Source organism: Bacillus sp. ISL-45 (genome assembly GCF_018613195.1).
GTDB lineage: Bacteria > Bacillota > Bacilli > Bacillales > Cytobacillaceae > Mesobacillus.
In genome coordinates this window covers 343,347-369,487 of sequence record NZ_JAGGQQ010000004.1, presented here as the reverse complement: position 1 = coordinate 369,487, position 26,141 = coordinate 343,347, and the positions used below count along the sequence as shown (strand labels likewise).

Annotated in this window: 32 protein-coding genes; 23 read left to right on the top strand and 9 right to left on the bottom strand. The window is 42.0% G+C overall.

Features of this window, described 5'->3' with window-relative positions:
• Positions 1 to 41 precede the first annotated feature (41 nt).
• Entirely contained in the window at positions 42 to 383 is a 342-nt protein-coding gene (locus tag J7E35_RS04665; RefSeq protein WP_214777399.1) for an Asp23/Gls24 family envelope stress response protein, read from the top strand.
• Positions 384 to 581: 198 nt separating this feature from the next.
• On the opposite strand, the gene J7E35_RS04660 is transcribed toward J7E35_RS04665, so the two are convergent.
• Positions 582 to 941 (bottom strand): YugN family protein, encoded by a 360-nt coding sequence (locus tag J7E35_RS04660; RefSeq protein WP_214777397.1) that lies wholly within the window; start codon positions 939 to 941, stop codon positions 582 to 584.
• 245 nt (positions 942 to 1,186) lie between these two features.
• Here J7E35_RS04660 and J7E35_RS04655 point away from each other — a divergent pair, with 245 nt between their 5' ends.
• Both J7E35_RS04655 and J7E35_RS04650 read left to right on the top strand, forming a co-directional pair.
• Positions 1,187 to 1,615, top strand: a complete 429-nt coding sequence (locus J7E35_RS04655) for a CBS domain-containing protein (RefSeq protein ID WP_214777395.1) — start codon at positions 1,187 to 1,189, stop codon at positions 1,613 to 1,615.
• A 316-nt stretch (positions 1,616 to 1,931) separates the two neighbouring features.
• On the top strand, positions 1,932 to 3,008 hold the full coding sequence (locus J7E35_RS04650; protein ID WP_483297199.1) for a CAP domain-containing protein: 1,077 nt from the start codon (positions 1,932 to 1,934) through the stop codon (positions 3,006 to 3,008).
• Positions 3,009 to 3,061: 53 nt separating this feature from the next.
• Here the strand turns inward: J7E35_RS04650 and J7E35_RS04645 are convergent, their stop codons facing one another.
• Positions 3,062 to 3,427: a hypothetical protein gene (locus tag J7E35_RS04645; protein WP_214777393.1), complete on the bottom strand. Its 366-nt coding sequence runs from the start codon at positions 3,425 to 3,427 to the stop codon at positions 3,062 to 3,064.
• Between the two features lie 11 nt (positions 3,428 to 3,438).
• Positions 3,439 to 3,930 (bottom strand): PaaI family thioesterase, encoded by a 492-nt coding sequence (locus J7E35_RS04640; protein WP_214777390.1) that lies wholly within the window; start codon positions 3,928 to 3,930, stop codon positions 3,439 to 3,441.
• A 274-nt stretch (positions 3,931 to 4,204) separates the two neighbouring features.
• On the opposite strand from J7E35_RS04640, the gene ylbD reads away from it, so the two are divergent.
• The 4 genes from ylbD (at position 4,205) to J7E35_RS04620 (ending at position 5,875) form a co-directional block, all read left to right on the top strand.
• Positions 4,205 to 4,603 carry a YlbD family protein gene (gene ylbD, locus J7E35_RS04635; RefSeq protein ID WP_214777388.1) on the top strand — a complete coding sequence of 133 codons (399 nt, stop codon included), beginning with the start codon at positions 4,205 to 4,207 and terminating at the stop codon, positions 4,601 to 4,603.
• Positions 4,604 to 4,617: 14 nt separating this feature from the next.
• Positions 4,618 to 4,857 (top strand): YlbE-like family protein, encoded by a 240-nt coding sequence (locus J7E35_RS04630; protein ID WP_214777386.1) that lies wholly within the window; start codon positions 4,618 to 4,620, stop codon positions 4,855 to 4,857.
• Positions 4,858 to 4,978: 121 nt separating this feature from the next.
• A complete protein-coding gene (locus tag J7E35_RS04625; protein WP_285290288.1) occupies positions 4,979 to 5,446 on the top strand; it encodes a YlbF/YmcA family competence regulator in 468 nt (155 codons plus the stop codon).
• Between the two features lie 153 nt (positions 5,447 to 5,599).
• Positions 5,600 to 5,875, top strand: coding sequence for a YlbG family protein (locus tag J7E35_RS04620; RefSeq protein WP_167831850.1), 276 nt, complete (start codon positions 5,600 to 5,602; stop codon positions 5,873 to 5,875).
• Positions 5,876 to 6,102: 227 nt separating this feature from the next.
• Here J7E35_RS04620 and J7E35_RS04615 read toward each other — a convergent pair whose 3' ends face one another.
• Positions 6,103 to 6,492 carry a DUF7147 family protein gene (locus J7E35_RS04615; protein WP_214777384.1) on the bottom strand — a complete coding sequence of 130 codons (390 nt, stop codon included), beginning with the start codon at positions 6,490 to 6,492 and terminating at the stop codon, positions 6,103 to 6,105.
• Positions 6,493 to 6,659: 167 nt separating this feature from the next.
• On the opposite strand from J7E35_RS04615, the gene J7E35_RS04610 reads away from it, so the two are divergent.
• The 3 genes from J7E35_RS04610 to coaD all read left to right on the top strand — a co-directional run bounded on the left by J7E35_RS04610 (position 6,660) and on the right by coaD (position 9,568).
• A complete protein-coding gene (locus tag J7E35_RS04610) occupies positions 6,660 to 8,051 on the top strand; it encodes a stalk domain-containing protein (RefSeq protein WP_214777382.1) in 1,392 nt (463 codons plus the stop codon).
• A gap of 449 nt (positions 8,052 to 8,500) precedes the next feature.
• A complete protein-coding gene (rsmD, locus tag J7E35_RS04605; protein WP_214777380.1) occupies positions 8,501 to 9,073 on the top strand; it encodes a 16S rRNA (guanine(966)-N(2))-methyltransferase RsmD in 573 nt (190 codons plus the stop codon).
• Positions 9,074 to 9,568: a pantetheine-phosphate adenylyltransferase gene (gene coaD / locus J7E35_RS04600; protein WP_214777378.1), complete on the top strand. Its 495-nt coding sequence runs from the start codon at positions 9,074 to 9,076 to the stop codon at positions 9,566 to 9,568. It abuts the gene before it with no gap.
• A gap of 16 nt (positions 9,569 to 9,584) precedes the next feature.
• On the opposite strand, the gene ylbJ is transcribed toward coaD, so the two are convergent.
• A complete protein-coding gene (ylbJ, locus tag J7E35_RS04595; protein ID WP_214777376.1) occupies positions 9,585 to 10,808 on the bottom strand; it encodes a sporulation integral membrane protein YlbJ in 1,224 nt (407 codons plus the stop codon).
• Between the two features lie 401 nt (positions 10,809 to 11,209).
• Between ylbJ and J7E35_RS04590 the strand changes: the two genes are divergently transcribed.
• Positions 11,210 to 12,025: a patatin-like phospholipase family protein gene (locus tag J7E35_RS04590; protein WP_214777374.1), complete on the top strand. Its 816-nt coding sequence runs from the start codon at positions 11,210 to 11,212 to the stop codon at positions 12,023 to 12,025.
• The gene (locus tag J7E35_RS04585; protein ID WP_214777372.1) at positions 12,022 to 13,047 is read left to right on the top strand and encodes a SepM family pheromone-processing serine protease; all 1,026 of its coding nucleotides are present in this window, start codon (positions 12,022 to 12,024) and stop codon (positions 13,045 to 13,047) included. The genes J7E35_RS04590 and J7E35_RS04585 overlap by 4 nt, the downstream gene beginning before the upstream one ends.
• A 41-nt stretch (positions 13,048 to 13,088) precedes the next feature.
• On the opposite strand, the gene J7E35_RS04580 is transcribed toward J7E35_RS04585, so the two are convergent.
• Complete coding sequence (locus tag J7E35_RS04580) at positions 13,089 to 14,315, bottom strand: nucleotidyltransferase (protein WP_214777370.1); 1,227 nt, start codon at positions 14,313 to 14,315, stop codon at positions 13,089 to 13,091.
• A 146-nt stretch (positions 14,316 to 14,461) separates the two neighbouring features.
• Here J7E35_RS04580 and J7E35_RS04575 point away from each other — a divergent pair, with 146 nt between their 5' ends.
• The 4 genes from J7E35_RS04575 (at position 14,462) to J7E35_RS04560 (ending at position 17,767) form a co-directional block, all read left to right on the top strand.
• Positions 14,462 to 14,986: a YceD family protein gene (locus J7E35_RS04575; protein WP_214777368.1), complete on the top strand. Its 525-nt coding sequence runs from the start codon at positions 14,462 to 14,464 to the stop codon at positions 14,984 to 14,986.
• 80 nt (positions 14,987 to 15,066) lie between these two features.
• Positions 15,067 to 15,240 (top strand): 50S ribosomal protein L32, encoded by a 174-nt coding sequence (gene rpmF / locus J7E35_RS04570; RefSeq protein ID WP_023615018.1) that lies wholly within the window; start codon positions 15,067 to 15,069, stop codon positions 15,238 to 15,240.
• A gap of 1,056 nt (positions 15,241 to 16,296) precedes the next feature.
• Positions 16,297 to 17,067: an enoyl-CoA hydratase/isomerase family protein gene (locus J7E35_RS04565; protein WP_214777366.1), complete on the top strand. Its 771-nt coding sequence runs from the start codon at positions 16,297 to 16,299 to the stop codon at positions 17,065 to 17,067.
• Between the two features lie 79 nt (positions 17,068 to 17,146).
• Positions 17,147 to 17,767 carry an RsfA family transcriptional regulator gene (locus J7E35_RS04560; protein ID WP_214777364.1) on the top strand — a complete coding sequence of 207 codons (621 nt, stop codon included), beginning with the start codon at positions 17,147 to 17,149 and terminating at the stop codon, positions 17,765 to 17,767.
• 95 nt (positions 17,768 to 17,862) lie between these two features.
• Here J7E35_RS04560 and J7E35_RS04555 read toward each other — a convergent pair whose 3' ends face one another.
• Together J7E35_RS04555 and J7E35_RS23445 are read right to left on the bottom strand one after the other, a co-directional pair.
• Positions 17,863 to 18,336 carry an N-acetyltransferase gene (locus tag J7E35_RS04555; RefSeq protein ID WP_214777362.1) on the bottom strand — a complete coding sequence of 158 codons (474 nt, stop codon included), beginning with the start codon at positions 18,334 to 18,336 and terminating at the stop codon, positions 17,863 to 17,865.
• Positions 18,326 to 18,457, bottom strand: coding sequence for a hypothetical protein (locus J7E35_RS23445; protein ID WP_285290759.1), 132 nt, complete (start codon positions 18,455 to 18,457; stop codon positions 18,326 to 18,328). Before J7E35_RS23445 ends, J7E35_RS04555 begins: the two co-directional genes overlap by 11 nt.
• 217 nt (positions 18,458 to 18,674) lie before the next feature.
• Here J7E35_RS23445 and J7E35_RS04550 point away from each other — a divergent pair, with 217 nt between their 5' ends.
• The 6 genes from J7E35_RS04550 (at position 18,675) to bshC (ending at position 25,191) form a co-directional block, all read left to right on the top strand.
• Entirely contained in the window at positions 18,675 to 20,018 is a 1,344-nt protein-coding gene (locus J7E35_RS04550) for an acetyl-CoA carboxylase biotin carboxylase subunit (RefSeq protein ID WP_214777359.1), read from the top strand.
• Positions 20,019 to 20,032: 14 nt separating this feature from the next.
• Positions 20,033 to 20,245 (top strand): acetyl-CoA carboxylase biotin carboxyl carrier protein subunit, encoded by a 213-nt coding sequence (locus tag J7E35_RS04545; RefSeq protein ID WP_041965515.1) that lies wholly within the window; start codon positions 20,033 to 20,035, stop codon positions 20,243 to 20,245.
• A 21-nt stretch (positions 20,246 to 20,266) separates the two neighbouring features.
• Positions 20,267 to 21,808: an acyl-CoA carboxylase subunit beta gene (locus J7E35_RS04540; RefSeq protein ID WP_214777357.1), complete on the top strand. Its 1,542-nt coding sequence runs from the start codon at positions 20,267 to 20,269 to the stop codon at positions 21,806 to 21,808.
• A gap of 286 nt (positions 21,809 to 22,094) precedes the next feature.
• Positions 22,095 to 22,991, top strand: coding sequence for a 2-dehydropantoate 2-reductase (locus J7E35_RS04535; RefSeq protein ID WP_214777354.1), 897 nt, complete (start codon positions 22,095 to 22,097; stop codon positions 22,989 to 22,991).
• The gene (locus tag J7E35_RS04530; protein ID WP_214777352.1) at positions 22,991 to 23,380 is read left to right on the top strand and encodes a DUF3397 domain-containing protein; all 390 of its coding nucleotides are present in this window, start codon (positions 22,991 to 22,993) and stop codon (positions 23,378 to 23,380) included. The genes J7E35_RS04535 and J7E35_RS04530 overlap by 1 nt, the downstream gene beginning before the upstream one ends.
• A 176-nt stretch (positions 23,381 to 23,556) precedes the next feature.
• Positions 23,557 to 25,191, top strand: coding sequence for a bacillithiol biosynthesis cysteine-adding enzyme BshC (gene bshC / locus J7E35_RS04525; protein ID WP_214777350.1), 1,635 nt, complete (start codon positions 23,557 to 23,559; stop codon positions 25,189 to 25,191).
• A 33-nt stretch (positions 25,192 to 25,224) separates the two neighbouring features.
• On the opposite strand, the gene J7E35_RS04520 is transcribed toward bshC, so the two are convergent.
• Positions 25,225 to 25,467 (bottom strand): hypothetical protein, encoded by a 243-nt coding sequence (locus J7E35_RS04520; protein WP_214777348.1) that lies wholly within the window; start codon positions 25,465 to 25,467, stop codon positions 25,225 to 25,227.
• Positions 25,468 to 25,689: 222 nt separating this feature from the next.
• On the opposite strand from J7E35_RS04520, the gene mraZ reads away from it, so the two are divergent.
• The gene (gene mraZ, locus J7E35_RS04515) at positions 25,690 to 26,121 is read left to right on the top strand and encodes a division/cell wall cluster transcriptional repressor MraZ (protein WP_102262102.1); all 432 of its coding nucleotides are present in this window, start codon (positions 25,690 to 25,692) and stop codon (positions 26,119 to 26,121) included.
• Positions 26,122 to 26,141 lie beyond the last annotated feature (20 nt).

The window sequence follows — 26,141 nt, the reverse complement described above, 5'->3', positions numbered from 1 at the left end:
GTAAATCAAGTTCCGCAACCTTAACAGCGAGGGGTGAGGAAATGAAGGAGTCAATAAAAATCATGCCTCCGCAATATAGAGAGGTATGTCGTGCAGTCTGTGCGATTGTGCATGCCAATATAAATGAAAACCACTTTTTCCACCAGTCGAAGTTAAAAAACAGGATTTCCCGGATACGAAGAAATTCCTTTGCTGATAATGGAGTAATTGTTGAACTAGACGAGGGTAACGTGAAAATCAAAGTATACGTTGACACAGTGGTAGGGAATTACTCAATCCTTAATACTGCAAGGGAGCTTCAGAAGAATTTAGAAGAGGAGATTGTGCTGCTGATTTCTATCTTGCCGAAGAAAATTGATGTAATCATAACGGGACTTAAATAAATAAGTCTGTTAAAATCCTTAAGCCGATTTTAACGTGATAAAAGTCATTTTGTATGTAGGTACTTAGTTTGCAAGCTCTTTTCACATAATAAGCGTTAATCTTGTAAAGAAACTTAGGTATCCTATTTTGTAGTCAATAACAACAAAGTTTGAGAAAAGAGCCAATAAAAAAGACGCAATGATTGCGTCTTTTTTATGTTAAATTGCAAATTTTTCTACTTCTGTTTTCACATCGTTTAAAAGCTTTTCACACTGGCTGACAAGTGCTTTCGGGAATTGCTCACCTTCACCATATTCAACGCCATGCGGGTAGTAGTGTTTTCCCAGCAAAGGAGTCATCAACTGAATGATCGCTTTGTGTGCGCCGATATCACCTTCATGAGCATAGCCCTGTACACGCAAATAAAATGTTCCTTCTTTGACCACGATTTTTTTGTCATAGGTTACTCTTTCATAGTCCCATTGTCCTTCACGTACCAGACCGTGCTCTAACATAACCTCATCAAGACGGTTCAAATCCGCCTTCAGGTTCTCAATACCTGTATTTTCGAATTTCATCCTTTTCCCTCCTAAAAACACACTGCAGTAATATCGCCTAAAATAGATTATATCTCAAATTTAATAATAGTAAAAATATGCTTAAGTTGCAATGAATATAAAAGCGAAATTCTTTGCTCTCACCTTCTGCTTATCAAAGGAAGGATGGAGAAATAAGAATTATCTAACTGAGGGCATAATTAGCACCATACGGGCTACCCTAACAGTGAGCAGGCCAAGCTTTGATTCATAAGGAGGAAAAGAAAATGCGAAAAATCCGTGATATTATGACTAGCGATGTTGAAACCTGTACTTTGTTGGACAATGTATTCGAAGTGGCAGTCAAAATGAAGGAATGGAATGTTGGCTCCATTCCAATCGTAGACGAGGATAAACTTGTAGGCATGATTACCGACCGGGACATTGTCATTAGAGGGATAGCGGAAAAACATCCGCCGTCATCAAAGGTTGAAAGTGTCATGAGTGATCACCTCGTTACAGCAACGGCGGATATGTCCACTAAAGAAGCAACCCAACTGATGGCGGATCATCAAATAAGAAGGCTGCCTGTAGTTGAAGGCGAAAAACTAGTAGGAATCGTAGCGTTAGGAGACTTTGCTGTGAACGAACTGACAGATGAACAAGCCCAGCACGCCTTATCTGAAATCTCAGAGCCTGGAAACCATATGCAATAGACTAAGGCACTCATAATGGGTGCCTTTTACCATCATTTCTTCGGAAAGTGTCCACTCCTTTTCCGTATGGGGTTGTTTGATTTTACATCGGGCAAGCGATATGTTAAAAGTAGGTTAACCAGCGATATTGCAAGTAGTAGTGTCAATCGTGTTAAAGTTCAATAATTTTTCGAGTCCTATCGAACACTTCTATTAAAACGAACACTATAAATGATATAATAATTTCAAAAATCACTCATATAGTGATAGAGAGAGAGCATAGTGTCTTTTGACTCACATTAGTGTAGCTGGCAACAGTCAAAAAGGGGGGATCTACCTGAGAACTATTGCAAGGATATTAGTTTTTGCCGCAATTTTTTTACTTATTGGTTTATACATGGGATATAACAAGGAAGATAATGAGGAAATGGTTATCGAACAGAAGTCCACTCCTAAAGTAGATGAATCCCTCGAAAAGGACATCAGTGAACAAAGTATCAGCGAGGGTATTGATCAGCCCTCACAAGGTGTTGGTTCCTTGTTAGGGAAGGATATTGACTCTCTTAAGGCGACCTTAGGTGAACCATCAAGGGTTGACCTTTCAGCCTATGGCTTCCACTGGTGGATCTTTAACAATGACCCTGAAGAATATATCCAGGCTGGTGTCTTGAATGGCAAGGTCGTGACGGCTTACGGCATTGGTCCTTCTGTAAATGTGCAGCCATTTAAAATTGGCCAGCCGATTGAAGAAGTTTTCTCTATGAATGTCATTGAACCTGATGTAACATTTGAATATAATGGAAGCTCCTATAAGTTTGAGCTGTCCGAGCAGGATATGAACACACGTCCCATTATAAAAATGGGGGAGTATTTTGTTCAGCTCTATATTGATAAATTCACTAGTTCTGTTTCGAGCATCCGTTATATGGATAAGGAGACGCTCGTCAAACAGCGACCATATGAAATGGTCTACAGAGGAACGCTGATTGAACCGCCTGTATTATCGGAAGGGGATTGGATCAGGATTGAAGCCGGTCTCGAAAAACAAATCCTCGACATTACAAATGCGATCAGATTAAGGCATGAGCTTCAAACGCTTGAATGGGATGAAAAAACAGCAGAAGTTGCATATGCCCATAGCAAGGATATGGCCATTGAGGACTATTTTTCACATGAATCTGAAAAACACGGGGATTTATCGGAAAGGCTAAAAGCAGCAGAGATCTTGTATCAATTGGCTGGGGAAAACATTGCAGCTAACTATACAGATGGACCAGCGGTAGTTGAAGGCTGGCTGAATAGTGAAACCCACCGTGAGGCATTATTGAACGAAGAATTCACGCATCTTGGTGTAGGCGTGTATCAAAGGCATTATACCCAGAACTTCTTGAAAACGTGGGAAGAACCACAGTAATTGCTATTTTACATTCATTCTTTAACTGTAGCGAAGGAGCATGACCCATGAGGTCATGCTCCTTCGTTTTGCTTGATGGCCCTGTTGATTGAAAAGAAACCTTGTTTCCAGCTGCCGTAAAGATGTACCATATCCCCCTCATGGAATATAGGTGTAACAGCCCCTTTCCTCAATGGCGTCACTTTTTTTACGGTCAACTCCTTTATTCCTGTGTTGATTTTTAAAACTGTTATATGATTATACCGATGATAATAGAAACGTTCTTTATATGCAGTAACCTCGATGATTTTTCCGCTTACGATCGCTTCTTCAGGAATATTTTCAAGTTCGATCCATTCCTGGAAATTCGCCTGCATTTCTTTCTTCGTCAGCCAGAAAAAATAGGCCAGGACAATCGGAATTGCAATTGCTGTAACCATTATTGATCACCTTATTTATGCTGTTTTTCTACAACAAAAAAACTGCCTGATGAATGAGCGATTTTTTTGCCATCGGATCTGAAAACATCGGCTTCAAGGACGACGGTGCTTCTTCCTTTATGAATCAGCGTAGCTTTACAATGGAGATTGTCACCGATACCTGGCGCAAGGTAATGGATGTTAATTTGAGATGTGACAGCGGCGTAACCTTCTGGCAGCAGTTTGTTGGCAAGTGTGCCCATCGCTGTGTCGAGTATCGTGGCAGTAAAACCGCCATGGACTATGCCAAGGGTATTATCGAGCACATTTGTAATCGGAATATCAATTTCGCAAGTTTCATGATCGAGTCGCCTGTCCATATGCAGAAGGCCGTCGATATACGTACTGTTTTTTCCGCTAAGTTTATTTTTAACCCCGGCCAGTACCGTTCTGAGGGCTTCAAGTTCCTGCTCGCCCGATAACGAGATGCATTCGTCTAAAAGCTTTTGCAATTCTTTTTCCACTATATTATTACCTCTTTCTTTATGGCTCTGTTCCTTTAATATCGAATGAAAATCATTATTTTAAAAAAGCCATTTTCTAATCTGTTTTTTATTTTAACACTTAAAAAAAGTTTGATGAAGTTTTAAAGTTGTGGGCGACCATAAAATTGCCAGGAAAACACCGAATAACCAGAAGCTTTCTCTTAAAACAACAATTACTCATAAAGGTCCTTCACCAATACCGATGATTTTCATATGCTATTATAGGCATTTGTTACACTGTGAGGTGAAAGCTATGGCCAAAAAGAAACTGCATCCCTCTGTAGAAAAGTTCAAGGAATTTGTAAAAAAACACCCAGAGCTCGTGCAGGAGGTCAGAAAGGGAAATACAACCTGGCAGGAAATGTATGAAGATTGGTACCTGCTAGGTGATGATGATCCTAAATGGAACAAAAGCATGAATGAAAAGGATGAAAAAAGCGAAGAAAAGGAAAAGAAAACGGATTGGTTAGGGACGATAATGGGTGCTGTAAAAAATATGGATCCTGAGCAGGTGCAAGGGCAAATCCATAATATAAGCCAGGCGCTCGGTGCGATCCAGGGGGTGCTATCCCAGTTTCAGGGCAATAAAGGTGGACAACAGCCATCTAAAGGTTCGGGGCCTGCACATCCTTTTTCATTCAGAAAGGATTAGAATGGAGGCTAAAAATGCGTAAAGATGTCATGGAGCAATTACGATCGAATAAAGAATTGATCGAGTTTGTCCGATCCCAGCCACACTGGTACAGGAAGCTGAGCAGGGATCCAAGGGATATTTATTCTGCAGAGATCGCCGCGCTTCACCATTTTGAAAAAACGATCCCGCATAAGGTTCAAAAATTCTCCAACAATGTCCAGATGGCCTCAATGATGATGCATATGTTCTCGAGCATGAATTCCCCATCCTGACAAAGCTTTCTTCTGAATGAGGAAAGCTTTGATTATTTATGTAAGTGAATTAAGCTGGCATATGACGGCTTTCAGTCGCCCGGTCCGGAAAGTTTCGCTTTTCTGGCAGTTTCATGGTAAAATGAGGTTCGGAGGTGAGCCAGCATTGCTTGCTGTTACATCAGAAAGAGTATTATTGATGGAAGAAGCTGAACAGTTAGTCAGCATGATTTTACAATCTGATATTGCCGAGAATTATCGGGAATGTTTATATAATGTTAAAAACAATCCGGAGACACAGAAGAAGGTTCGTGAGTTTGTGGACATGAAGGAACGTTATGAAGAGGTTCAGCGTTTCGGAAAGTACCATCCTGACTATAAGGAAGTCATGGGCCAGATCAGGATTGTGAAAAGAGAGCTGGACATGGATGAGGTAATCGCCGAATTCAAGAGAGCGGAAAATGACCTGCAAAGCCTGCTTGATGAGGTTAGCGTGATCATCGGCAGATCCGTTTCGGAGAGCGTGAAAGTTCCTACCGGGAATCCATTTTTCGAAAGCTCTTGCGGAGGCGGCTGCGGCAGCGGAGGAAGCTGCGGGTGCTCTGCATAAATCGTTGCCAAAAGCATGGATTATCCATGCTTTTTTCTTTTAATTAGCTTTGTTTGACCGCAATAGATGGTTAAATAGGATTGATTATTGAAAAAACTGGTTTTTGTATGCTAGACTAGTACAAAGCAAACGTTTACCAAAGGGGAAAAGAATATGATAGGACAGAGGCAGGGAATCATCGTCTGGCTGTATTCATTAAAACAGGCCAAGATGCTCAGAAGATTTGGCAATGTTCATTTTGTCTCGAAAAAATTGAAATATGCAGTAATATATTGCAATCTGGATGAGGCAGAGTCGCTGATGGAAAAAATCAATTCATATTCGTTTGTTAAAAAGGTGGAACCTTCCTATAAACCATTCTTAAAGATGGAATTCGAAAACTCTTCCCCTGATAAAGCAAAAGAATATGATTATAAGATGGGAATATAGAACCGTACTTATATAGCAAAGGATTAGGAGTAAAAGGTGAGGGGGAACCCTCACCTTTTTATTTTTGTATCAGAAAGTATAGACTTTTACACTTTGATTAGTGTCTAGCTCCAGCGCCTAGCCCCTCGAGTCGCTTCAGTCCGCCCAATGAAGTCAAAGAACGACTTCACCGGTCGGCCTTCCAGCGCTTGTCGGGGCTGACCAAGGCGCTTGCGCTTTTTGTTCTTCTATTGCAGCGGCGGAATATAGTGGTTCAGCCGTAAAATGCCGATGAGGTGTTGATAGTACAATTCTTTTTCGGCGAACATCGTCGATGGCTTGGCATCAAATTCAATGATGGTTTTGCCAAGTTCAGCAGCCATTTCTGCAAACATGTCAAAGCGTTTGTTCTTAAGGACATGTGGGTTTGGAATGCCTTCCCTGCAGACATATAGTGCCTGGAATTTCCCAGGGGCGGTTGGCCTTAGCACAACGACAAGGGAGCTTACTTCTTTTTCGTTTATTTTTGTATGGATCGCCATCAAATGCATCAATCGATGCTGGTTTGCCCTGGCAGTTTCTATTAGTTCGTAAAGATCAGAATATCCTTCACCAAGCTCAATAAAACGCTGAATCAATCTGAATTACCCCTTCCAACTTATCATTCCATCATACTTTACCATTTGTGATCAGAAAATTGAAGCGTTTGTCAGACTTGATCCTTTTTAAAAAAATGAAAACTTTATCTTACGCTCATCCGTTGTTTTTGCTATTTTAATAGTAGTAGAGGAGTGGGGAGTAAACAATGAAAAAGATGTCTATCCTGATGACCTCAGGATTATTCATAGTTATTTGCGCAGCTGTTTTTTTGCAATGGAATGCTTTTTCAGAAGACAGCGGCAAACCAGCTGAACGAAAGGAAGAACCCTCTATCGTTGCTTCGGTGAAGGTGGAGTCGAACCAGCTTCTAGTAAAGCAGATTTTTTATGGTCTGGAGTCGAACCGGCAATACCAGGCAGTCATCCCGTCACAGGCTGTCGAGGTCAAATGTACCGATTCAGAAGAGAATCCTTGCGAGGATGGATCGTTGCCAAAAGGAGAAAAAATTCAGTTTGAGTACATTTTAAAAACTGGCCCCGGGCTTTCGCTTCTTTTAAATGAGTGGATGATTATACTGAAGGAAGCGGCGGTCAATAAGACGAGAATAGAGATAATAGACCAATATAACAGCAAAGGGACATGGGCTGCCGGGCTCCCCTTGAAGGGTTTTAAGAAAACGGAATTACTGAACTACTATGTGTTTGAAGGAGTAAATTCAACTCCTTCACTATATTGGCAGGAAAAGCCCCTTTTTAAACTAAATGAACAAAAGGGTATCGATTATTATATTAGTAAGAAGGACCAGATCATTTACGAATTCGACAGTCTTGGAACCTTTTCCGACAATCATTTATCTGTAGTCATCACAGAGGGTCAAAGGACTACCCATGGAACCGGTCTCCTGCTGGTTGGAAACAAGCTGACTAACAAGGAACTTGAGCGGCAATTGGCTATGGCCTTACTTGCATCCAAGTTTGGAACAGACAGGGGCACAGAAGGCTGGACTCTAGAGGCACTCACGTCACTGGTTACAAAACTGGAACCGGAAACTGCCAAAAGCAAAGCGATGGTCAGAGAGCTGGCGAATACTTTGACAGCGGAAGAAACCGCTGCTTTCATCACCTATTTTTCCAAAGAGAGACAACTTGATGTCAGATCGCTCGATGAGTACTTGTCATCAATCAAAGGGATGAACACCAAGTTCTTCTTGAAGAACAGCCAAAAAGGTCAAGCAGGATTTCCGATGTTTTTCACAGACACAAGAAGCATCATCGTGAATGGAAATGAAAAGGATGAACTGGAGGTAGTGATCAAAGGGGAGGAACACCTATTTCCATTAGTGCCGACTATGGCTGCTCTAGGGTATAAAGTAAAAACAGGAATTGATTTTACGGTAATGGAACTCTCATCAGACAGCAGCCAGTACTCCTTCAACCTAAAGAATAAAACATTCATTCTGGATGGCCAAAGCTTCGGGCTTCTTGAAAATCCATTCCAGTATCTGAATGGAGAATGGTACGTGGAAAAGCGCTGGCTTCATGCGATTTTTAAGGTGGAATTTTCGGAAACTGATGACCGGTTATTTCTTGAAACATAAATTTGTTTTTGTAGCCTTTTTTATGGCAAAAAAAAGCCCTGCAGTTTCTGCAGGGTCCTTCTATATCCTGTCAACAGGATAGAAGGCAAAGGGAGAGGAGAAACCGGAGGAAGAACTTATGGGGAAACGTAAGTCTTCTCCGCGGTTGGCAACAACATCCTCAAATTGATGTTGTTAATCATCATTATTTCCACAATAGGAAGGGATATACACTTATTTGGTTAATTTTTTATATGTGTGGTAGGATAAGGGAGTAATTTACATAAGCTCTTTTCGTAAACTTTGTTGCTTTTTCACCCATCTTCGCATATTCGTTTCTGAAGCATCATCGGAAAGAGCCTCAAAACGCTAAGAATGCGGATCTCTGTATGTGTTCAAAAGTAACGATCAAAGCGAAAATAGCGATAAGATAAAATGAAAATGCTTAAATGATTGAGGAGTAATAAAATATGAGAGTTGTATCAGGTGATTTGAAAGGCCGCGTTTTGAAAGCGGTACCCGGAACGTCCACAAGGCCTACTACTGATAAAGTGAAGGAATCGCTGTTCAATATGATTGGGCCTTATTTTACAGGAGGACTGGGCCTGGATTTATTCGCAGGAAGCGGCGGGCTTGGAATTGAAGCTCTAAGCAGAGGCCTGGATAAAGTTATTTTTGTCGACCGTGAAGGCAAGGCAATACATATCATCAATGAAAACCTTAGATCCTGCGGTTTGGAAGAAAAGGCAGAAGTATACCGAAATGATGCTGTCAGGGCTTTGAAGGCCATTCAAAAAAGAGACCTTATTTTCGATTTTATATTCTTGGATCCGCCATATAAAAAACAACAGCTGGTCAAGCTGTTGGAATTGATTGAGAAAGAAAGGCTTATTCAACATGATGGGTTGATCGTCTGTGAGCATGCTTCTGATATCACCTTGCCAGATAAGGTAGGGGCGCTTGTACAGTCAAGAAGCGAAAAATATGGAATAATCGGAATTACTCTTTATAAAGTTGATGCAGATGCTGAGGGGGAAATTTAAGTGGCAAGAGTGGCAGTATGTCCAGGCAGTTTCGATCCCATTACATTGGGGCATTTGGATATCATTACTAGAGCAGCAAAGGTATTCGATGAGCTGTATGTAGTTGTTTTGAATAATTCTTCAAAGAAACCTTTGTTTACTGTAGAGGAAAGAATCGAACTTATTGAACAGGTGACGAAGGGAATTGCAAATGTAAAAGTAGATTCATTCCAGGGCTTGCTAGTTGATTATGCAGAGAGCGTTAACGCCGATGCCATTATCAGGGGCTTGCGAGCTGTTTCGGATTTTGAGTATGAAATGCAAATCACATCTATGAATAGAGTGCTGAGTGATAAAATCGAGACTTTTTTCATTATGACAAACAATCAGTATTCGTTCTTGAGTTCTAGTATCGTTAAAGAGGTTGCGAAGTATGATGGAAAAATCTCCGAATTGGTTCCGCCTGAGGTCGAAGAGGCTTTGTTAAAAAAATTCAAGAATGAAGAGACGAAATAACGGGCAGAGATGCCCGTTATTTCTCTTTTAATATGCGGTTTCCAAGTAACCAAACATAAACGAGCAAACTGGCGATCGTAATCAGAGGGCCTGCCGTGGTGAGCATATTATGTGCATCTGCCAGGCGGCTGCCCTCCGAAGTAAGGTATTCCATAACCGGCAAAGCATTCGATGGCTGGCCATCTTCAAAGTAGCGCTCATAAACCGGCTTCCATAAAATGAAAGCATAGAATGCCGCAAAGAACCCATGAAGGATTCTTGCAAAAAAGAAAGGCTGAAATCGTATGTCTGTCTGGGCAAGAATACTGGCAACCTGAGCCTGGACACTAAACCCGCTGAATGCAAGAATGAAGCTAGTTATTACTGCCTGATGCATCAAAGTAGCTTCCTGGATCTGGCTGGTCATCTGGCTGCCGAGAGTGATTTCGAATAGGCCTGAAATGAATGGCAGGCTCAAGCTTTCTGTCATCCCAAGCATCACCAGCAATGTTTCAAGGAATTCAGCCAGGAATGCGGTGATGTGAAGATGGAATAATAGTTTATTAATAACCGAGAATAAGATAATGAATCCGCCAATCATCAACAACGTCTGAATCGAGGACATCACGGCGTCACCCAGCAGTTTTCCTATCGGGCGATTATCTTTTATCCTTGTCCTGTGCAAGGCGGCAAATGCATCCCTGATCGTAAGGTTTCGTTCCTTTTCCTTTGTGGCATTTTCTTCGCTCCTGCCGTAGAACCTCATTACCAACCCTACACTGATGTTTCCCAGGTAGTGGGCCAGTGCAAGAATAACACCAAGCTGGACATTATAAAAGAACCCAACTGATACTGCGCCAAAAATGAATAGCGGGTTAGATGAATTAGTAAAAGATACAAGTCTTTCTGCCTCGATTTTTGACAGCTGCCCTTCCTGACGCATTCTGGCCGTCAGCTTTGCACCGGCAGGAAAGCCGGAAGCCATGCCCATCGCCCAGACAAATCCGCCAACACCTGGTACCTTGAACAGAGGCCTCATCAGTGGTTCCAGCAAGACACCAATAAAACGAACGACACCAAATCCAATCAGCATTTCGGAAACAATGAAAAAAGGAAGGAGTGAGGGGAAGACAATTTCCCACCACATATTCAAGCCTCTAATCGATGCATCAAAGGATTGCTGGGGAAAAGAAATGAGTGAAGCAGCCAGTAAAGTGACGGAGGCTGCTAGGAAAAGTGTTTTCATTCTTGATTTTAGCACCTAAAATCCTCCTTCCTGCGGTCTTGCTGTGAAACTGTATTAATCAATGGTAAAATAGAGGAAACTCACCAGAGGGATCGTTTTCCATTAAAGATCCAAGTATATGTACTTACCGGACCGTATGCAAAAGGAGTTGAAACTTGTTGCTTCTTTTGATGCTGGCAGTGTTCGCGTTGACTTTTGCTTTTAGCATTCATATATGTATCGGGCTGTGTTTAAATGAGACCACTTCCTGGAGATCATTTAAAACTCATAATATATTTTGTTGTCTGAGTAAAATAGTTTGCGTAAAGAGCCAGAGAATACATAAATAATGATTAGTTGTCACTCTTGTCCTCATATAAATCAATATACTCGCTGAACTCCAAATTAGACCAAGTTTAGTCTGTATCGAAAAATTCATGGTTTTAAGGGAGGAAAAAGCTTTGGCAAGTCCAAAGATTGGTTTAGCTCTTGGATCCGGTGGGGCACGGGGATTTGCCCATCTGGGTGTCATAAAAGTATTAAGAGATGAAGGCATCCCAATCGATTTGATTGCCGGAAGCAGTATGGGGGCACTAGTGGCTTCATTTTACGGTGCTGGCCTTGACGTCGACCGGCTTTATAAACTATCGCGTGTGTTCAAACGGAAGTATTATCTCGATTTTACGGTCCCTAAGATGGGCTTTATCGCCGGCAAAAGGGTGAAGGAGCTCATCAGGATTTTTACCCATGGCAAAATGATCGAGGAGCTGGATATCCCGATTGGGATTGTTGCAACAGACCTGATGTCAGGGGAGAAGGTCGTCTTTAAAAAAGGACCTGTGGCGGAAGCTGTAAGGGCAAGCATCGCGATCCCGGGCATTTTTGTTCCGGAAAAGCTGGACGGAAGATTGTTCGTTGATGGCGGAGTTGTTGACCGGATCCCCGTTTCTGTCGCTAAGGAGATGGGAGCAGATATTGTGATCGCAGTGGATGTATCCAGCGTGAAGATGAACGAGGATGTTACCTCGATTTTCGATGTGATCATGCAGAGTATTGATATCATGCAAATGGAGCTGGTCGCAAATCGAGAGGTCGCTTCGGATGTAATGCTGAGGCCGCCAGTTGAAATGTTTAATTCAAAAGCATTTACTAATATTGAAGAAATCATCGCAATCGGTGAAGAAGAAGCTAAAAAGCATATCGATAAGATCAGAAAGTGCATTGAACAATGGAAGGAGCCACAAACAGAATGAGCAGAAAAAAGTCTTTAGGTCTGTCTATATTGGCAGCTATATTAATAATGGCTAGCGCTCTTTTTTACCTGCCTTACTATGTCACAAAACCGGGAATGGCAAAGGAGCTGGAGCCGATTATCGAGGTTGAAGACGGTTATGATGAGCAAGGAAGTTTCATGCTGACGACAGTCAGGATGGGAAGAGCGAATATATATGCCTATGTCATTGCCAAGCTGAGCAAATACCAGGAAATCTTTCCAGTAGAAGATATAAGGGCGGAGAATGAATCGGATGAAGAATATAATATTCGCCAGCTGCACATGATGGATAACTCGAAGACATCGGCAATAGAGGTCGCCTATAAAAAAGCGGGAAAACCAGTTGGCTACAACTATAAGGGAGTTTATGTTTTAAGGATAATGGATGGAATGCCTGCTGAAGGCAAGCTTATGCCTGGCGATCTGGTTTTCAAGGTTGATGGGAATGAGTTTGAATCATCTGATGAATTCATTGATTATGTAAGTTCCAAAAAGCCAGGAGATACGGTGGAGCTTTCATATAAACGGAATGGGAAAACAAATTCAGTGAAAATTCCACTAAAGGCACTGGATGATGGAAGCAATCGGCCGGTAGTAGGGATCCAGCTTGTGGATGACAAAGAAATTGACGTTGAGCCTGACGTAACAGTACAATCCGAGGAAATCGGCGGACCATCGGCTGGACTTATGTTTTCTTTGGAAATCTACAACCAATTGACCGAGGAAGATTTGACAAAAGGTTATGAAATAGCTGGTACAGGCACAATGAGTCCCGGCGGAACGGTAGGAAGAATCGGCGGAATTCAGCAGAAAGTCGTAGCTGCGGATAAGGCAGGTGCAGAAATCTTCTTTGCTCCGTTTGAAAAAGGTGCAAAGGGATCGAACTACGAAGAAGCACTTATAGCGGCTGAAGATATTGATACAAAAATGAAAATAGTTCCTGTGGATACTTTTGATGAAGCTGTATCGTATCTGGAAAATTTAAAAGAAAAATCAAGCTGAATCCAGCTTGATTTTTTTTATCTTAAAGATTTCCTGTAGATTCATTGACGGCTATTTTTCAACATGATTGGCGGCCGGCTGAATTCTTCCGCAAGCAGCTGTTCCTGGCCATGATCCTTCTGGCCAAGAGCATAAATCTTTGACGCTTTGATATCCAGTTCGATGTCAGGGTCAGAAAAAGCAGACAGCTTCGAAACGAGCGGCAGACTGAAATCCTTTTTTTTGGAATTCAGGTAGGAACGGCCTTTTTCCGTTGCACCTAATAACCTCAAATAATTCACTGTTTTTTGGCTCGTTTTCATGGTGTCTTTTCGTGTATTAGTTAAAATATGCAGGCATACTCTCTGCAGCCTTGTCCATGTATAACGCTTGGTTTTGATTGATTCCATGAATTGCTGAAAAGAGCCTGAGGAAGATGCAGCGGCAAGCAATCTATTCTCCAGTCCTTCTTCGACTTCATAGAACTCCCTTAATTCTGATGGATCGCTTTGGGTCAGTTTATATTTCAATAAAGGCCAGTAATTTTCCCATGAATGGAACCCGCCATATTGATCTCTGTAGTTTATTAGCTGAGCATATGTTGTTTCTGGTACGTATTGCTTGATCGTTTCAATCTCTCCTGCCGATCCAAATAACGCTTTACGTATACTTGTCGCGCTGGCTATTGTCGCTGATGCAAAATGCTCGTCATGGTACCCGGCATTCTTCCTGGTGATCGTTTCAGCTTTCATTGAGCTTTCTTGCCTGATGATTGCCTGTATGTAATGAAGTCCGAGAATGTTATTCGGCTTTGAAATATCGATGAAGCTTTCAGATGGAGCAAGCGAATGGAAGCTAAGAGCGATTGATTTAGGGTAACTATAGCCTTCCCCTGTATAAAATTTTATTTTTTCCTGGAATTCATCTTTGTTTTCCTCAAGAAAGGAAATCGTATTAGTGAATGATTCCAAATTACCGGATTCGCTGCCAAAACAAAGAGTGTCGCAGCCAGCACCAGAAAGAATCGAAACTGCCCCTTCTGCAAAAGTCTCCGCATGCTGTGTCGCAAAACGGTAAGGAAGCTCAAAGACGATGTCAACGCCTGCCTCGAGAGCCATCTTTGTCCTTGCCCATTTCGAGACAAGTGCAGGCTCCCCGCGCTGCAGGAAGTTCCCGCTCATCGCCGCAATCGACAGATCTGCATCAGTTTGTTCCTTCGCCTGTTGCAAGTGGAATAAGTGGCCATTATGGAAAGGATTATACTCTACAACAACTCCAACTGCTTTCATTCTTGCACTCCTTCATGTTAAGATGGATATTGCATTGTCTTGAAGTTTAATTTAAAGTATTTATGTAAATTATAGTGTAAAGAAAAAATATTGACAAATGATTACGCGAAGGTCTATAATTACCTTTGTTGCCTTGGGGTGATTCTATGAAATGGACAATAAGTCAGATACAAAAACATCGAAACAAGGACTTTCTGATTGACGAGTTTGTCCCAATGGACTCGATTAAGGAAACAGATCCGACAATCCGTAAGGTATCTCCCATCCATCTAACGGGAAGGGCAGATATCAGTGCCACAAGAGTGACATTCCATATCCGGGTTGATGGACATCTGATCCTGCCTTGTTCACGGACACTGGTTGATGTAAAATATCCAATTGATGTGGAAACAACTGAAACTTTCATGCTAAACAGCCACGACTATGAGGCTGAAGAGGAAGTTCATCAAGTAACAGGCGATGTCATTGATCTTGAACCCATCATCAGGGAAATCTTGCTAGTGGAAGTTCCCATGCAGGTATTCTGTGATGATAGCGCTGGTCAAGAAGGCGCACCCCAGTCAGGTAAGGATTGGGAAGTAATCGAGGAACAGGAGAAATCCGAAAAACTTGATCCCCGACTTGCCGGACTTGCAAAATTCTTTGAGGACTCTAAGGGTTCCTCTGACTAATCGATTAAAAAAGAGCGTGGAGGTCCAGAAAAGGACTGGCCTTCATAAACTTTCTTATTCCTTTTAAGGAGGTGGGAAGAATGGCTGTACCATTTAGAAGAACGTCTAAAACTGCGAAAAGAAAACGCCGTACTCATTTTAAATTACAAGTTCCGGGTATGGTAGCATGCCCTAACTGCGGTGAAATGAAACTTGCTCACCGTGTGTGCAAAGCTTGCGGAACATACAAAGGGAAAGAAGTTGTAAACGACTAATTTTCTCGTGAAAAAGCACAGAATGCAACTGCATCCCTGTGCTTTTTTTCATTTTAGCAGACTTGAAAAAGTCATCTGCCTTCAAGAAGTAGGACATTGGAGCACCACTTCTGCTTTAATCCGTATAAATGCTGCTGACAGTTTACCCCGATTACCGACATTTTAAGCTGCTTTAGATTCCTCTTATTGAGCCACTTTTTCTGACATGGCATATGAATTCATGTTCCAAACTCTCTTATTGAGACACTTTTTTTGATGTGGCATTTGAATTCGTGCTCCAATCCCTCTTATTGAGACATTTTTTCTGATGTGGCATATGAATTCATGTTCCAATCCCCCTTATTGAGCCACTTTTTTTGATGATGTGGCATTGGATTTCGTGCTCCAATCCCTCTTATTGAGCCACTTTTTTTGATGTGGCATTTGAATTCGTGCTCCAATCCCTCTTATTGAGACACTTTTTTTGATGTGGCATATGAATTCATGTTCCAATCCCTCTTACTGAGACACTTTTTTTGATGTGGCATTTGAATTCGTGCTCCAATCCCTCTTATTGAGACATTTTTTCTGATGTGGCATATGAATTCATGTTCCAATCCCCCTTATTGAGACACTTTTTTTGATGATGTGGCATTGGATTTCGTGCTCCAATCCCTCTTATTGAGCCACTTTTTTTGATGGGGCATATGAATTCATGTTCCAATCCCTCTTATTGAGCCACTTTTTTTGATGTGGCATTTGAATTCGTGCTCCAATCCCTCTTATTGAGACATTTTTTCTGATGTGGCATATGAATTCATGTTCCAATCCCCCTTATTGAGCCACTTTTGCCGATGGGGCATATGAATTCGTGTTCTAATAAATTTTTTTAATGCTTCAGACTACTTTTATTTTACTCAATTAACTGATGTTGAAATTTATCAACTAATCCTCATCGGAAAAATTTCTTCTCTATCCTTATCAGATTTAAATTTAATCACCTCCGAGACTCAAGCACTTTTTAAATGTACTTAATATTGATAAAATTTAGGGGACGAGAATCATAGGAGGAACACAATGAATCCATACATAATATCTAAAGAAAAAGATGGAGTACTGCTATTTACAATCAACAGGCCTGACAGGAGAAATGCCATTGATTATGATGTAATGGCCGGACTGGAAAAAGCAATCGAAATGGCTGCTGGAAACGATGTTAAAGTATTTGCTATTACGGGGGCAGGCGGCCAGGCATTTTGTTCCGGAGGCGATTTATCGGCCTTTCATCGTTTAAAAACAGAGTCGCAGGCGTATGGGATGCTTTCAAGGATGGCTAGTATTTTATACAAGCTCCTTGTCCTTCCAAAACCGACTATTGCCATTCTAAATGGTTCTGCTGTAGGAGGCGGTTGCGAAATTGCTTCAGCCTGCGACTTCCGGATTGGAAGAGAAGGGATGAAAGCGGGCTTTGTCCAGGGGAACCTCGCCATTACGACTGGCTGGGGAGGAGGCTCGGTCCTCTTGGAGAAACTTCCGCAGAATATCGCGATGAAAATGCTGCTTGATGCGAAAATATATACTGCAGAAGAACTCAAGGACATTGGATTCATCCACCATATTTATAAAGAACATCCGATAGATGCCTGTCTCTCATTTATGGAAGGCAGCTTGAAAAAAGAGACAACTGTTTTAGAAGCCTATAAAACTTTATTGAATAAAAAATGGGAGCACTTATCAATGAGAGAAAGGATGGAAGAGGAAGCTGCGAGATGTGCTGTACTGTGGGAGCATGAAGCCCATCATAATAAAGTGGACGAATTCATGATTAAAAAAAATAAAAATAATTAGCAGGGTATTAGGTGATATCAGTCTATCTTTCCTATTAGATGCATATGAATGAATAAAAAACAATAGGAGGGATTTATTGATGCCATTAACCCGTCAGGATGCCTGGTCACAGGATGAAGACTTATTGCTGGCTGAAGTAGTATTGCGCAATATCCGAGAAGGCGGCACCCAATTAAAAGCATTTGATGAAGTAGGAAAACAGCTTTCGAGGACTGCTGCAGCTTGCGGTTTCCGCTGGAATTCGTATGTGAGAAAGCAATATAAATCTGGTATTGAGCTGGCGAAAAAACAGCGAAAGGAAGCGAAAAAACAGGCGAAAACACAGGAGAGAGCAGAGGAGCCTGCGGCGCCAGTGAGCGAAGTGCCTACCAGTCCTACAGAACAAGAGGAAAAGCAATCCAGCCTTAGTATCGAAGCCGTAAAACAATACCTCGATGACCTCTATGAAAAAGCGGCAGCTGCAAACAGCCAGGATGTGCAAAAAGATCAAATCCGCGGGCTTGAAAAGCAAATCTATTACTTGTCTGCCGAAAACGAAAAATTGGAAACCCAACTGCGTTCTATGGAAGAAGACTATCGTGCCTTGATTGACATCATGGACCGAGCAAAAAAAAGAGTAGGCCCTAAAAGTGAGGACCAACAACAAAGAATAAACTTCCAGGTTGAGGGTAAAGGAAATCTGGAAAAAATAGAAAAATAGGCAATAAAAAGCGCCTGCCGATCATGGCAGGCGCTATTATTGTACGGTTATGGAAAAAAATATTTGCTCCTGCGCATATCGCAGTTGAACTGTAATTATTGAAGCTGTTCAGTTACACCAGCTGGATACCAGACAAGCGGATTCTCCCCACGGTCTCTCTCTACATCATAATGGACTGGCGTAAAGCCCATCTTTTCCCAGAAGTCCTGGGATTTTACCCGAGGGTTCGTTTTGATCGGCAGACCGAAACCCTTCGCGAATTCAACGAGTGCTTTGCCATAGCCCTTGCCCTGGTAATTTGGAAGCACCTCTAACTTCCAAAGCTCCAGGTAGTCCTGGGGTGGCTCAAAATAGCGGTCAAACTGCTTCTTGACCTGGTAAAGGCTCATACGGGCCACGAGCTTGTCGCCGAAGTAGATTCCGTAGAACGGAGAATCGCTATCATTTTCCACAATGTTTGCTTCCAAATCCTCAAGCATTGAAAGCTCCTGGTGGCCATACTCCTTGAACTTTTTGAATTCTTCTAAAGTCTTATAATTGATTTTCAGTTTTTCCACTTTATTCACCATAAAACAATCCCCCAATCAAGCCGCCAAAAAATTCATTGTATACTGCTCTCATTGAAAGCTTGCTCCTCCATAGCCGGATGATAAAATCTTTCAAGGCTGAGAAGAGATTTAAAGACATCATGCTTTCGAAATCGGCAATATATATATACCTGAAATTTGGTATATTTAAAGGCAGCTGAATATATTTGTTTTTTATAGCCTATTTTTATTATATTATAAAAACATGAAAAATTCTGCATTTGAAATTTAGAAAGCGGTTCCAATTTTTGCAGGAAATAAACAGAATATTGTAGAATTTTATAGAGTAAGCGAATTTTTTACGGGAAAGGGGAAAGAGCGTGCAAAAAATATTGATTGCAAACAGAGGAGAAATTGCGCTTCGCATTATCCGTACTTGCCGCGAACTGGGGGTCCAAACTGTGGCTGTCTATTCAGATGCGGATAAAGAGATGCCTTTTGTAAAAGAAGCTGACAGCGCTTACCGGATTGGTGAGCCGCCTGTTCAAAAATCATATCTCAATGCAGATGAAATCTTAAGAATCGCAAAGGAAGAAAATGTCGACGGAATCCACCCTGGTTATGGCTTTTTATCAGAAAACGCAGGATTTGCCCGTAAGGTAAAGGAAGCCGGCTTGACTTTTATCGGTCCAGCTCCGGATACGATTGAAAAAATGGGCGATAAAATCATTGCTAGATCGACGATGGAATCAGCCGGTGTACCAGTCGTGCCTGGAAGTGACCAAGGTTTGAAAACACTAGAGGATGCCATTAGGCTCGCAGATGAAATCGGCTACCCTGTCATGCTGAAGGCGAGCGGGGGCGGGGGCGGTATTGGCATGGTCCTCTGTGAAAATGAGCAAGCGCTCGCTAAGAATTATGATTCAACAAAGGGCAGGGCAAAGGCTTACTTTGGCTCCGATGAAGTATTCATTGAGAAATACATCAAAAATGCCCGGCATGTCGAGGTGCAAATTTTTGGCGATACCCATGGCAACCATGTACATATGTTTGAACGTGATTGCTCTGTACAGCGCCGCCACCAAAAGGTGATTGAGGAGGCACCGTCGCCATTCCTGAAGGATGAAGCAAGGCAAAAGATGTATGAAACGGCTGTTAAAGCTGCCAAGGCAGTGGATTATGTGAACGCAGGAACGGTGGAATTCATTGTCGACGAGGATGAGAACTTCTACTTCCTCGAAATGAACACCAGACTGCAGGTTGAACATCCAGTCACAGAAACCATTACAGGCCTGGATCTTGTTAAGTGGCAAATCCTTGTGGCACGCGGTGAAAAACTGCCGTTGCTCCAGGATGAAATCGTGAAGAAGGGATGGGCTATCGAATTCCGTTTGTATGCGGAAGATCCGGTAAGGTTCCTGCCTTCACCTGGTAAAATCAGCGATTTTTCATGGCTGGAGGCAGAAGGCGTCCGAGTTGATTCTGGATATGAGTCCGGTTCGACTGTAACCCCTTTTTATGACCCTATGGTTGCTAAGTGCATAGTAGGGGGCGATAGCCGCGAAGAAGCGATCCAGCTAGCTCAGGAATTTTTTGCGACCCTGAAACTGGAAGGAATTAAATCAAATGCTCCGTTGTTTGCGGAAATTTTGAGCGAAGAAGGCTTCAAATCAGGCAATTATACGACAGCCTATTTAACGGAAAGAAAAATGGCATCCAAATAAAGGAGGAAAAGAACATGAAGGAAATTACAGCAAATATGGCAGGGACAGTACTTAATGTAATGGTTGCAGCAGGAGATACGGTATCAGAAGGGCAGGAAGTCCTGATGCTTGAATCGATGAAGATGGAAATCCCAGTTGAAAGCCAGGGCGCTGGAAACGTTGCAGAAGTAAAAGTGAACATCGGGGACTTTGTGAACGAAGGCGATGTCCTGCTTGTACTAGAATAATAGATTTTAAGGAGGAGAAGGATGACTACCGCGAAAACTTTAACTGATTCATTACAGGAAAAAGTTCAACAAATCGAGGCTGGCGGACAACCTAAGTATCATGAAAAGCTGGCTGAACAAAATAAATTATTTGTGCGTGAGCGTTTGAATCTATTATTTGACGACGGTGTCTATGAGGAAGATGGCAAATTCGCTAATTTCCAGGCTGGTGACCTTCCGGCAGATGGTGTCGTAACGGCTATCGGCAAAATCGGCGGGCAAACAGTTTGTGTTATGGCGAACGATTCAACAATAAAAGCCGGCTCATGGGGCGCCAGGACTGTTGAGAAGATCATCAGAATCCAGGAAACAGCTGAAAAATTAAAGGTGCCTTTATTGTATCTGGTCGATTCGGCTGGCGCCCGAATTACCGATCAGCTTGATATGTTTCCGAACAGACGGGGAGCAGGAAAGATTTTTTATAATCAGGTGAAATTGTCTGGAGTAATCCCGCAAATCTGCCTTCTTTTCGGGCCTTCTGCAGCTGGCGGAGCATATATTCCTGCTTTCTGCGATATCGTGATCATGGTTGACCAGAATGCTTCGATGTATCTTGGATCACCAAGGATGGCGGAAAAGGTAATCGGCGAAAAGGTAACGCTTGAGGAAATGGGCGGCGCCCGGATGCATTGCTCTGTCAGTGGTGTAGGCGATATGCTCGTTTATAGCGAGGAAGAAGCCATTGAATCAGCGAAGCGCTATTTAAGTTATTTCCCTGCTAATTTCCAGTCGAAGACAGATTTGGTCGAAGGAGTGGCTCCCAAGGCTGGAAGAAGTCTTGAAGAGATTGTTCCAGTGAATCAGAACGCTCCATTTGATATGTATGAAGGCATTGATGCGCTGATCGACGAAGGAAGTTTCTTTGAAATCAAAAAGCTGTTCGCGCCTGAAATCATCACGGGGCTTGCCCGTATAGATGGAAGGGCAGTTGGAATCATTGCCAACCAGCCAAAGGTGAAGGGCGGAGTATTGTTCGTGGACTCTGCCGATAAGGCTGCTAAATTCATCACGCTCTGTGATGCCTTCCATATCCCATTGCTGTTCCTTGCTGACGTGCCAGGATTCATGATTGGTACGAAAGTGGAGAGAGCCGGCATTATCCGCCATGGTGCGAAGCTGATTGCTGCGATGAGTTCAGCTACTGTACCAAAAATATCTGTAGTTGTCCGTAAGGCATATGGAGCAGGCCTGTATGCGATGGCAGGACCAGCTTTTGAGCCAGATTGCTGCATCGCCCTGCCGACTGCCCAAATCGCGGTAATGGGTCCGGAAGCTGCTGTCAATGCAGTCTACTCCAATAAAATCAATCAAATTGAAGACCCTAAAGAAAAAATTGCATTTGTCCAGGAAAAACACCAGGAATATAAAGAAAGTATCGATATCTATAAGCTTGCTTCCGAATTGATCGTTGATGATATCGTCGCTGCCAACGACCTGAGGAATGCACTCATTGATCGATTTAAACTATACGAATCAAAAGATATGGAATTCAGTGTCAGGAAACATCCTGTATACCCCGTATAAAAGCAAAACGGAGATCCCTTCTGGATCTCCGTTTCATTTTTTAGTAACAAAAGCGAATACTCTATTAAATTTAATTGAAATAACATAATCCCTTCTTCCTAAGAAGCAATTGTTTCTGCTAAAATATGACTAAAGTCATTAAAATACTTAAATAACGGCTGTTTTTGCTCTCCAGTATCTACTTGAAAAAAGCAATCATTTAAGGAAAGATCATAAAATTATTATTTTTCAGGGATAGAAGCAAGAAATGCCCTAATCTAGTGTAAGGGCAAAATGAGGGATACTTATGAAAATAGGAATAATCGGCGGCGGGTCAATAGGTTTGTTATTCTCTTATTACCTAGGCTTGCACAATCAGGTCACCGTCTACACAAGGACAGAGGAACAAGCAGACTTAATTAACGAACACGGTCTGCGTCTTGTTCAAGGTGGAATAGAGCAGGATTCATGCCAGGTAACTGCTGCCCCAATCCATGCTTGGAGGGGAAACGAAGATTTAACAGTTGTTGCCGTAAAACAGTACCAGCTCTCTGGTTTACTATCTGATTTAAAAGATCAGGCCAAGGGAAGCATCCTTTTCCTTCAAAATGGCTATGCCCATATCAAATTACTTTCTGAGTTGGCAGCAGATGAAATTTATGTTGGTTCTGTTGAACACGGAGCTGTTAGAGTGAACGGATTTACAGTTCAACATAATGGGATGGGCGTGACCAGAACTGCGATATTTAGAGGAAATGCGGGGGTACTTAAAGAATTATCTACTATAGCTCCATCAGGTTTTCCGTTTATCCTGGAGCCAGACTACAAGGAGATGCTTATAAAAAAGCTGGTAGTCAATGCGGTGATCAATCCATTGACGGCGATCCTTAAAGTGAAAAATGGTGAACTGGTCCAGAATACATATTATTTTGAGATCTTTAAGCAAATGTTTGAAGAATGTGCTTATATACTTGAACTGCCTAATTGGGAACAGTACTTTAATAACCTTAAGGCAGTTTGTGAAAAAACAGCAAATAACCATTCATCCATGTATAAGGATATTGAAAATGGCAGACAAACAGAAATTGATGCCATCCTTGGATATTTGCTCGAATTAGCCAGAAGCAAAAATAAAAAAGCTCCATTAATACATAATTATTATCACTGCATCAAGGGGAAGGAGCACGAAAGGGAGGGAGCGTGATGCCGGGATTCTTCTCCGCACTTGTGGCCACATTGATCACAGTTCCAATGATTGGCTACCTCACTGTGTTCATCATCAGTAAGCAAATTACAGGCAACCATCGAAGGTCTGTAAATATGGCTCTAGACTTCAGCACCTTTTTGCTGGTGCTGTCTGTCCATTTTTTGATTGTCACCATCTGGGAAAAGTCGTTCCTATGGCTGATCTTAATCATCTTGTTTGCACTTGCGGCTATATTTGTATTGATTCACTGGAAATACAAAGAGGAGATATTGTTGCCGAAGGTATTTAAGGGCTTTTGGCGGTTCAATTTCCTGCTTTTCTTTTCTGCGTACATCGTCCTTGTGCTGTATGGTTTGTTTAAACGCCTGACATTCCTGTTTGCTTAATCTAGTGTTGGACCGTCTTAATAGAGGGTCCAGCATTTTTTTTAGCTTATCCTAAGCTTGATTAAAAAGAATCTTGATTTTATAAATTTCGGAAGGCAAAGTTTTTTTCTTTTCAATTCAAACAATGCTATACTCATAACAGTGAAAATTGCTTACGAGAAAGGAAGTACAAGTTAATGGAGATGTTAAATCTCTCTCTTCCGGCTGCGAACCGGTTTGCGACAGATTATCTAACTGGAAGCCCTGGGCTGCAGAGCTTCTTTCATTATAATTTTAACGATAAAAACGCTTATATTCACCGCCTGGATGAATTGAAAAATAGAAGCTTTATGAGGAATGAGCTTGCAGACCATATCCAGTCCTTTATGTCCCGTTATGCGAACTCTGAAAAAATCACTGATAATATCAATAAGCTGAGAAAAGAAAATAGCGTTGCTGTCATCGGAGGGCAGCAAGCCGGTATTCTGACTGGTCCGCTATATACAATTCATAAAGTGATTTCAATTATCAAGCTTGCTGAACAAAAAGAGGCTGAGCTTGGCGTTCCTGTCGTACCCGTATTCTGGATTGCCGGGGAAGACCATGACTACCAGGAAGTTAACCATGTGTACGTCATGAAGGACAATAAGCAGGAAAAGTGGGTTTATCCTGAGAAGAATCTAGAGAAGAAAATGATTTCAGAAGTGTGTATAAACAGGGACCTTTGCTATTCCTGGGTTGAAGAGATTATGGAAACTTACGGAGAGACCAAGCACACGAAAGAGGTATTGGCATTTGCCCTGGAATCGTTGAAGACTGCGGAATCCTTTGTTGATTTTTTCGCAAGGATCATCATGGAGCTATTCAAGGATTCAGGCTTGCTGATTGTTGATTCCGGAAATAAAGAGTTGCGCAGGCTGGAAAAGGAATGTTTTATCAAGCAAATCCAAAATCATCGTGAAATTACGTCCGCGGTTCTAGGGCAGCAAGAACGGACAGATGGTGCTGGGTTTGCGAATATGATCGATATTAGCGAGTATGCTGCCAATCTTTTCTTTTACGATGAAAAAGTAAATGAGCGGATTTTGCTCCAGTTTGACCCACAAAGTGGAGGGTTTTCAGGTAAAAATGGGGAAGTCAGCTTCACATATGAAGAGCTGGTGGAGATTGCGAACGAATATCCTGAAAAGCTGAGCAATAATGTCGTTACTCGTCCGTTAATGCAGGAGTGGCTGTTCCCGACGCTAGCGTTCATAGGCGGACCTGGAGAAATTGCCTATTGGGCTGAGCTGAAACTTGCTTTTGAACATTTTAGTCTAAAAATGCCGCCGCTTGTTCCAAGACTCAACATAACATTGCTCGAAGGGTCGATTGAGTCTGACCTTGACGAATTGAACCTTGATTTGAAAGAGGTTTTAATTTCTGGTACAAATGGGCATGAGCTGAAATTTATCGATTCTCTAAAGGATCGTGAAGTAGAAGAACTTTTCGAGAATGTAAAAACGATGCTGGCAGATCAATATAAAGTCATCCGTGAAAAATCCAACGGAATCGACCCCGTATTGATGCCTATGCTCCAGAAGAACGAATCCATCCTGCTTAAGCAGGTTGAATTCATGGAGGATAAAATAGTAGAGGCAATTTGCCGAAAGCATGATCATATCCTGCGCAAATTCACAAGAGTAGAAAACGCGTTAAGGCCAGGCGGTTCACCGCAGGAAAGAGTCTGGAACCCATTCTACTATTTAAATAAGTTCGGATTGGATTTAATACCAGATTTACTAAAGCTGGATTATGAATTCGATGGAACACACAAAGTTATTAAGCTGTAACTTCAGGCTTCACCCTATGTGGGTGGAGCTTTTTTATTTCAAAAATAAATGACGCACTATGAATTGCCCGAAATGCAGGGGGAAAAACAAATTGCGGGAAAAGCAACGGCTGCTTTGCCCGAAGTACAGGGAGAAGATATTTTTCAGTAAAAGCAAGCCCTCTGCATTGCCCGAAGTAAAGGGAGAAGATTTTTTGGTAAAAGCAAGCCCTCTGCATTGCCCCGCATGAAGGGAGAAAATATTATACGGTAAAAGCAGCAGCTTTCCATTGCTCAAAATGAAGGGGAAAAAGGATTTACGATAAAAGCAGCGCCTCTGCATTACCTGAAAAGAAGAGGAAAGGCAAAAAACAGTAAAAGCAACTTTTTTGTAATGAAAGAAATTCATGGAAATGAATATTTACAGAAGGATTTTAAAGGCGTGGGGAGAATAATTAAAATAAGGTGGTGAAAAGTGGGGGAATGTGGTACATTGTATTTAGAAAGTGGGGGTAGTGGCATGTTCATGGGTGAATACCATCATAATGTTGATAGCAAAGGCCGATTGATCATCCCTGCCAAGGTCCGTGAAAACCTGGGAGAAATGTTCATTCTTACCCGTGGACTTGACCAATGTTTATTTGGTTACCCTGTTTCTGAATGGTCAGTGATCGAAGAGAAGCTTAAAGGACTTCCGCTGACAAAAAAAGATGCACGTGCATTTACCCGTTTTTTCTTTTCGGGTGCTACCGAGAGTGAAATTGACAAACAGGGGAGAGTCAATATCCCTTCCCCGCTGATGCAATACGCCAAGCTTGAGAAAGAATGTGTGATTTTAGGTGTTTCCAATCGAATTGAAATTTGGAGCAAAGCCATCTGGGAAGAATATTTCGCAGAATCTGAGGAATCTTTTGCTGAAATTGCGGAAAATATGATTGGATTTGATATTTAAGGGTAACATTATTCTGATAT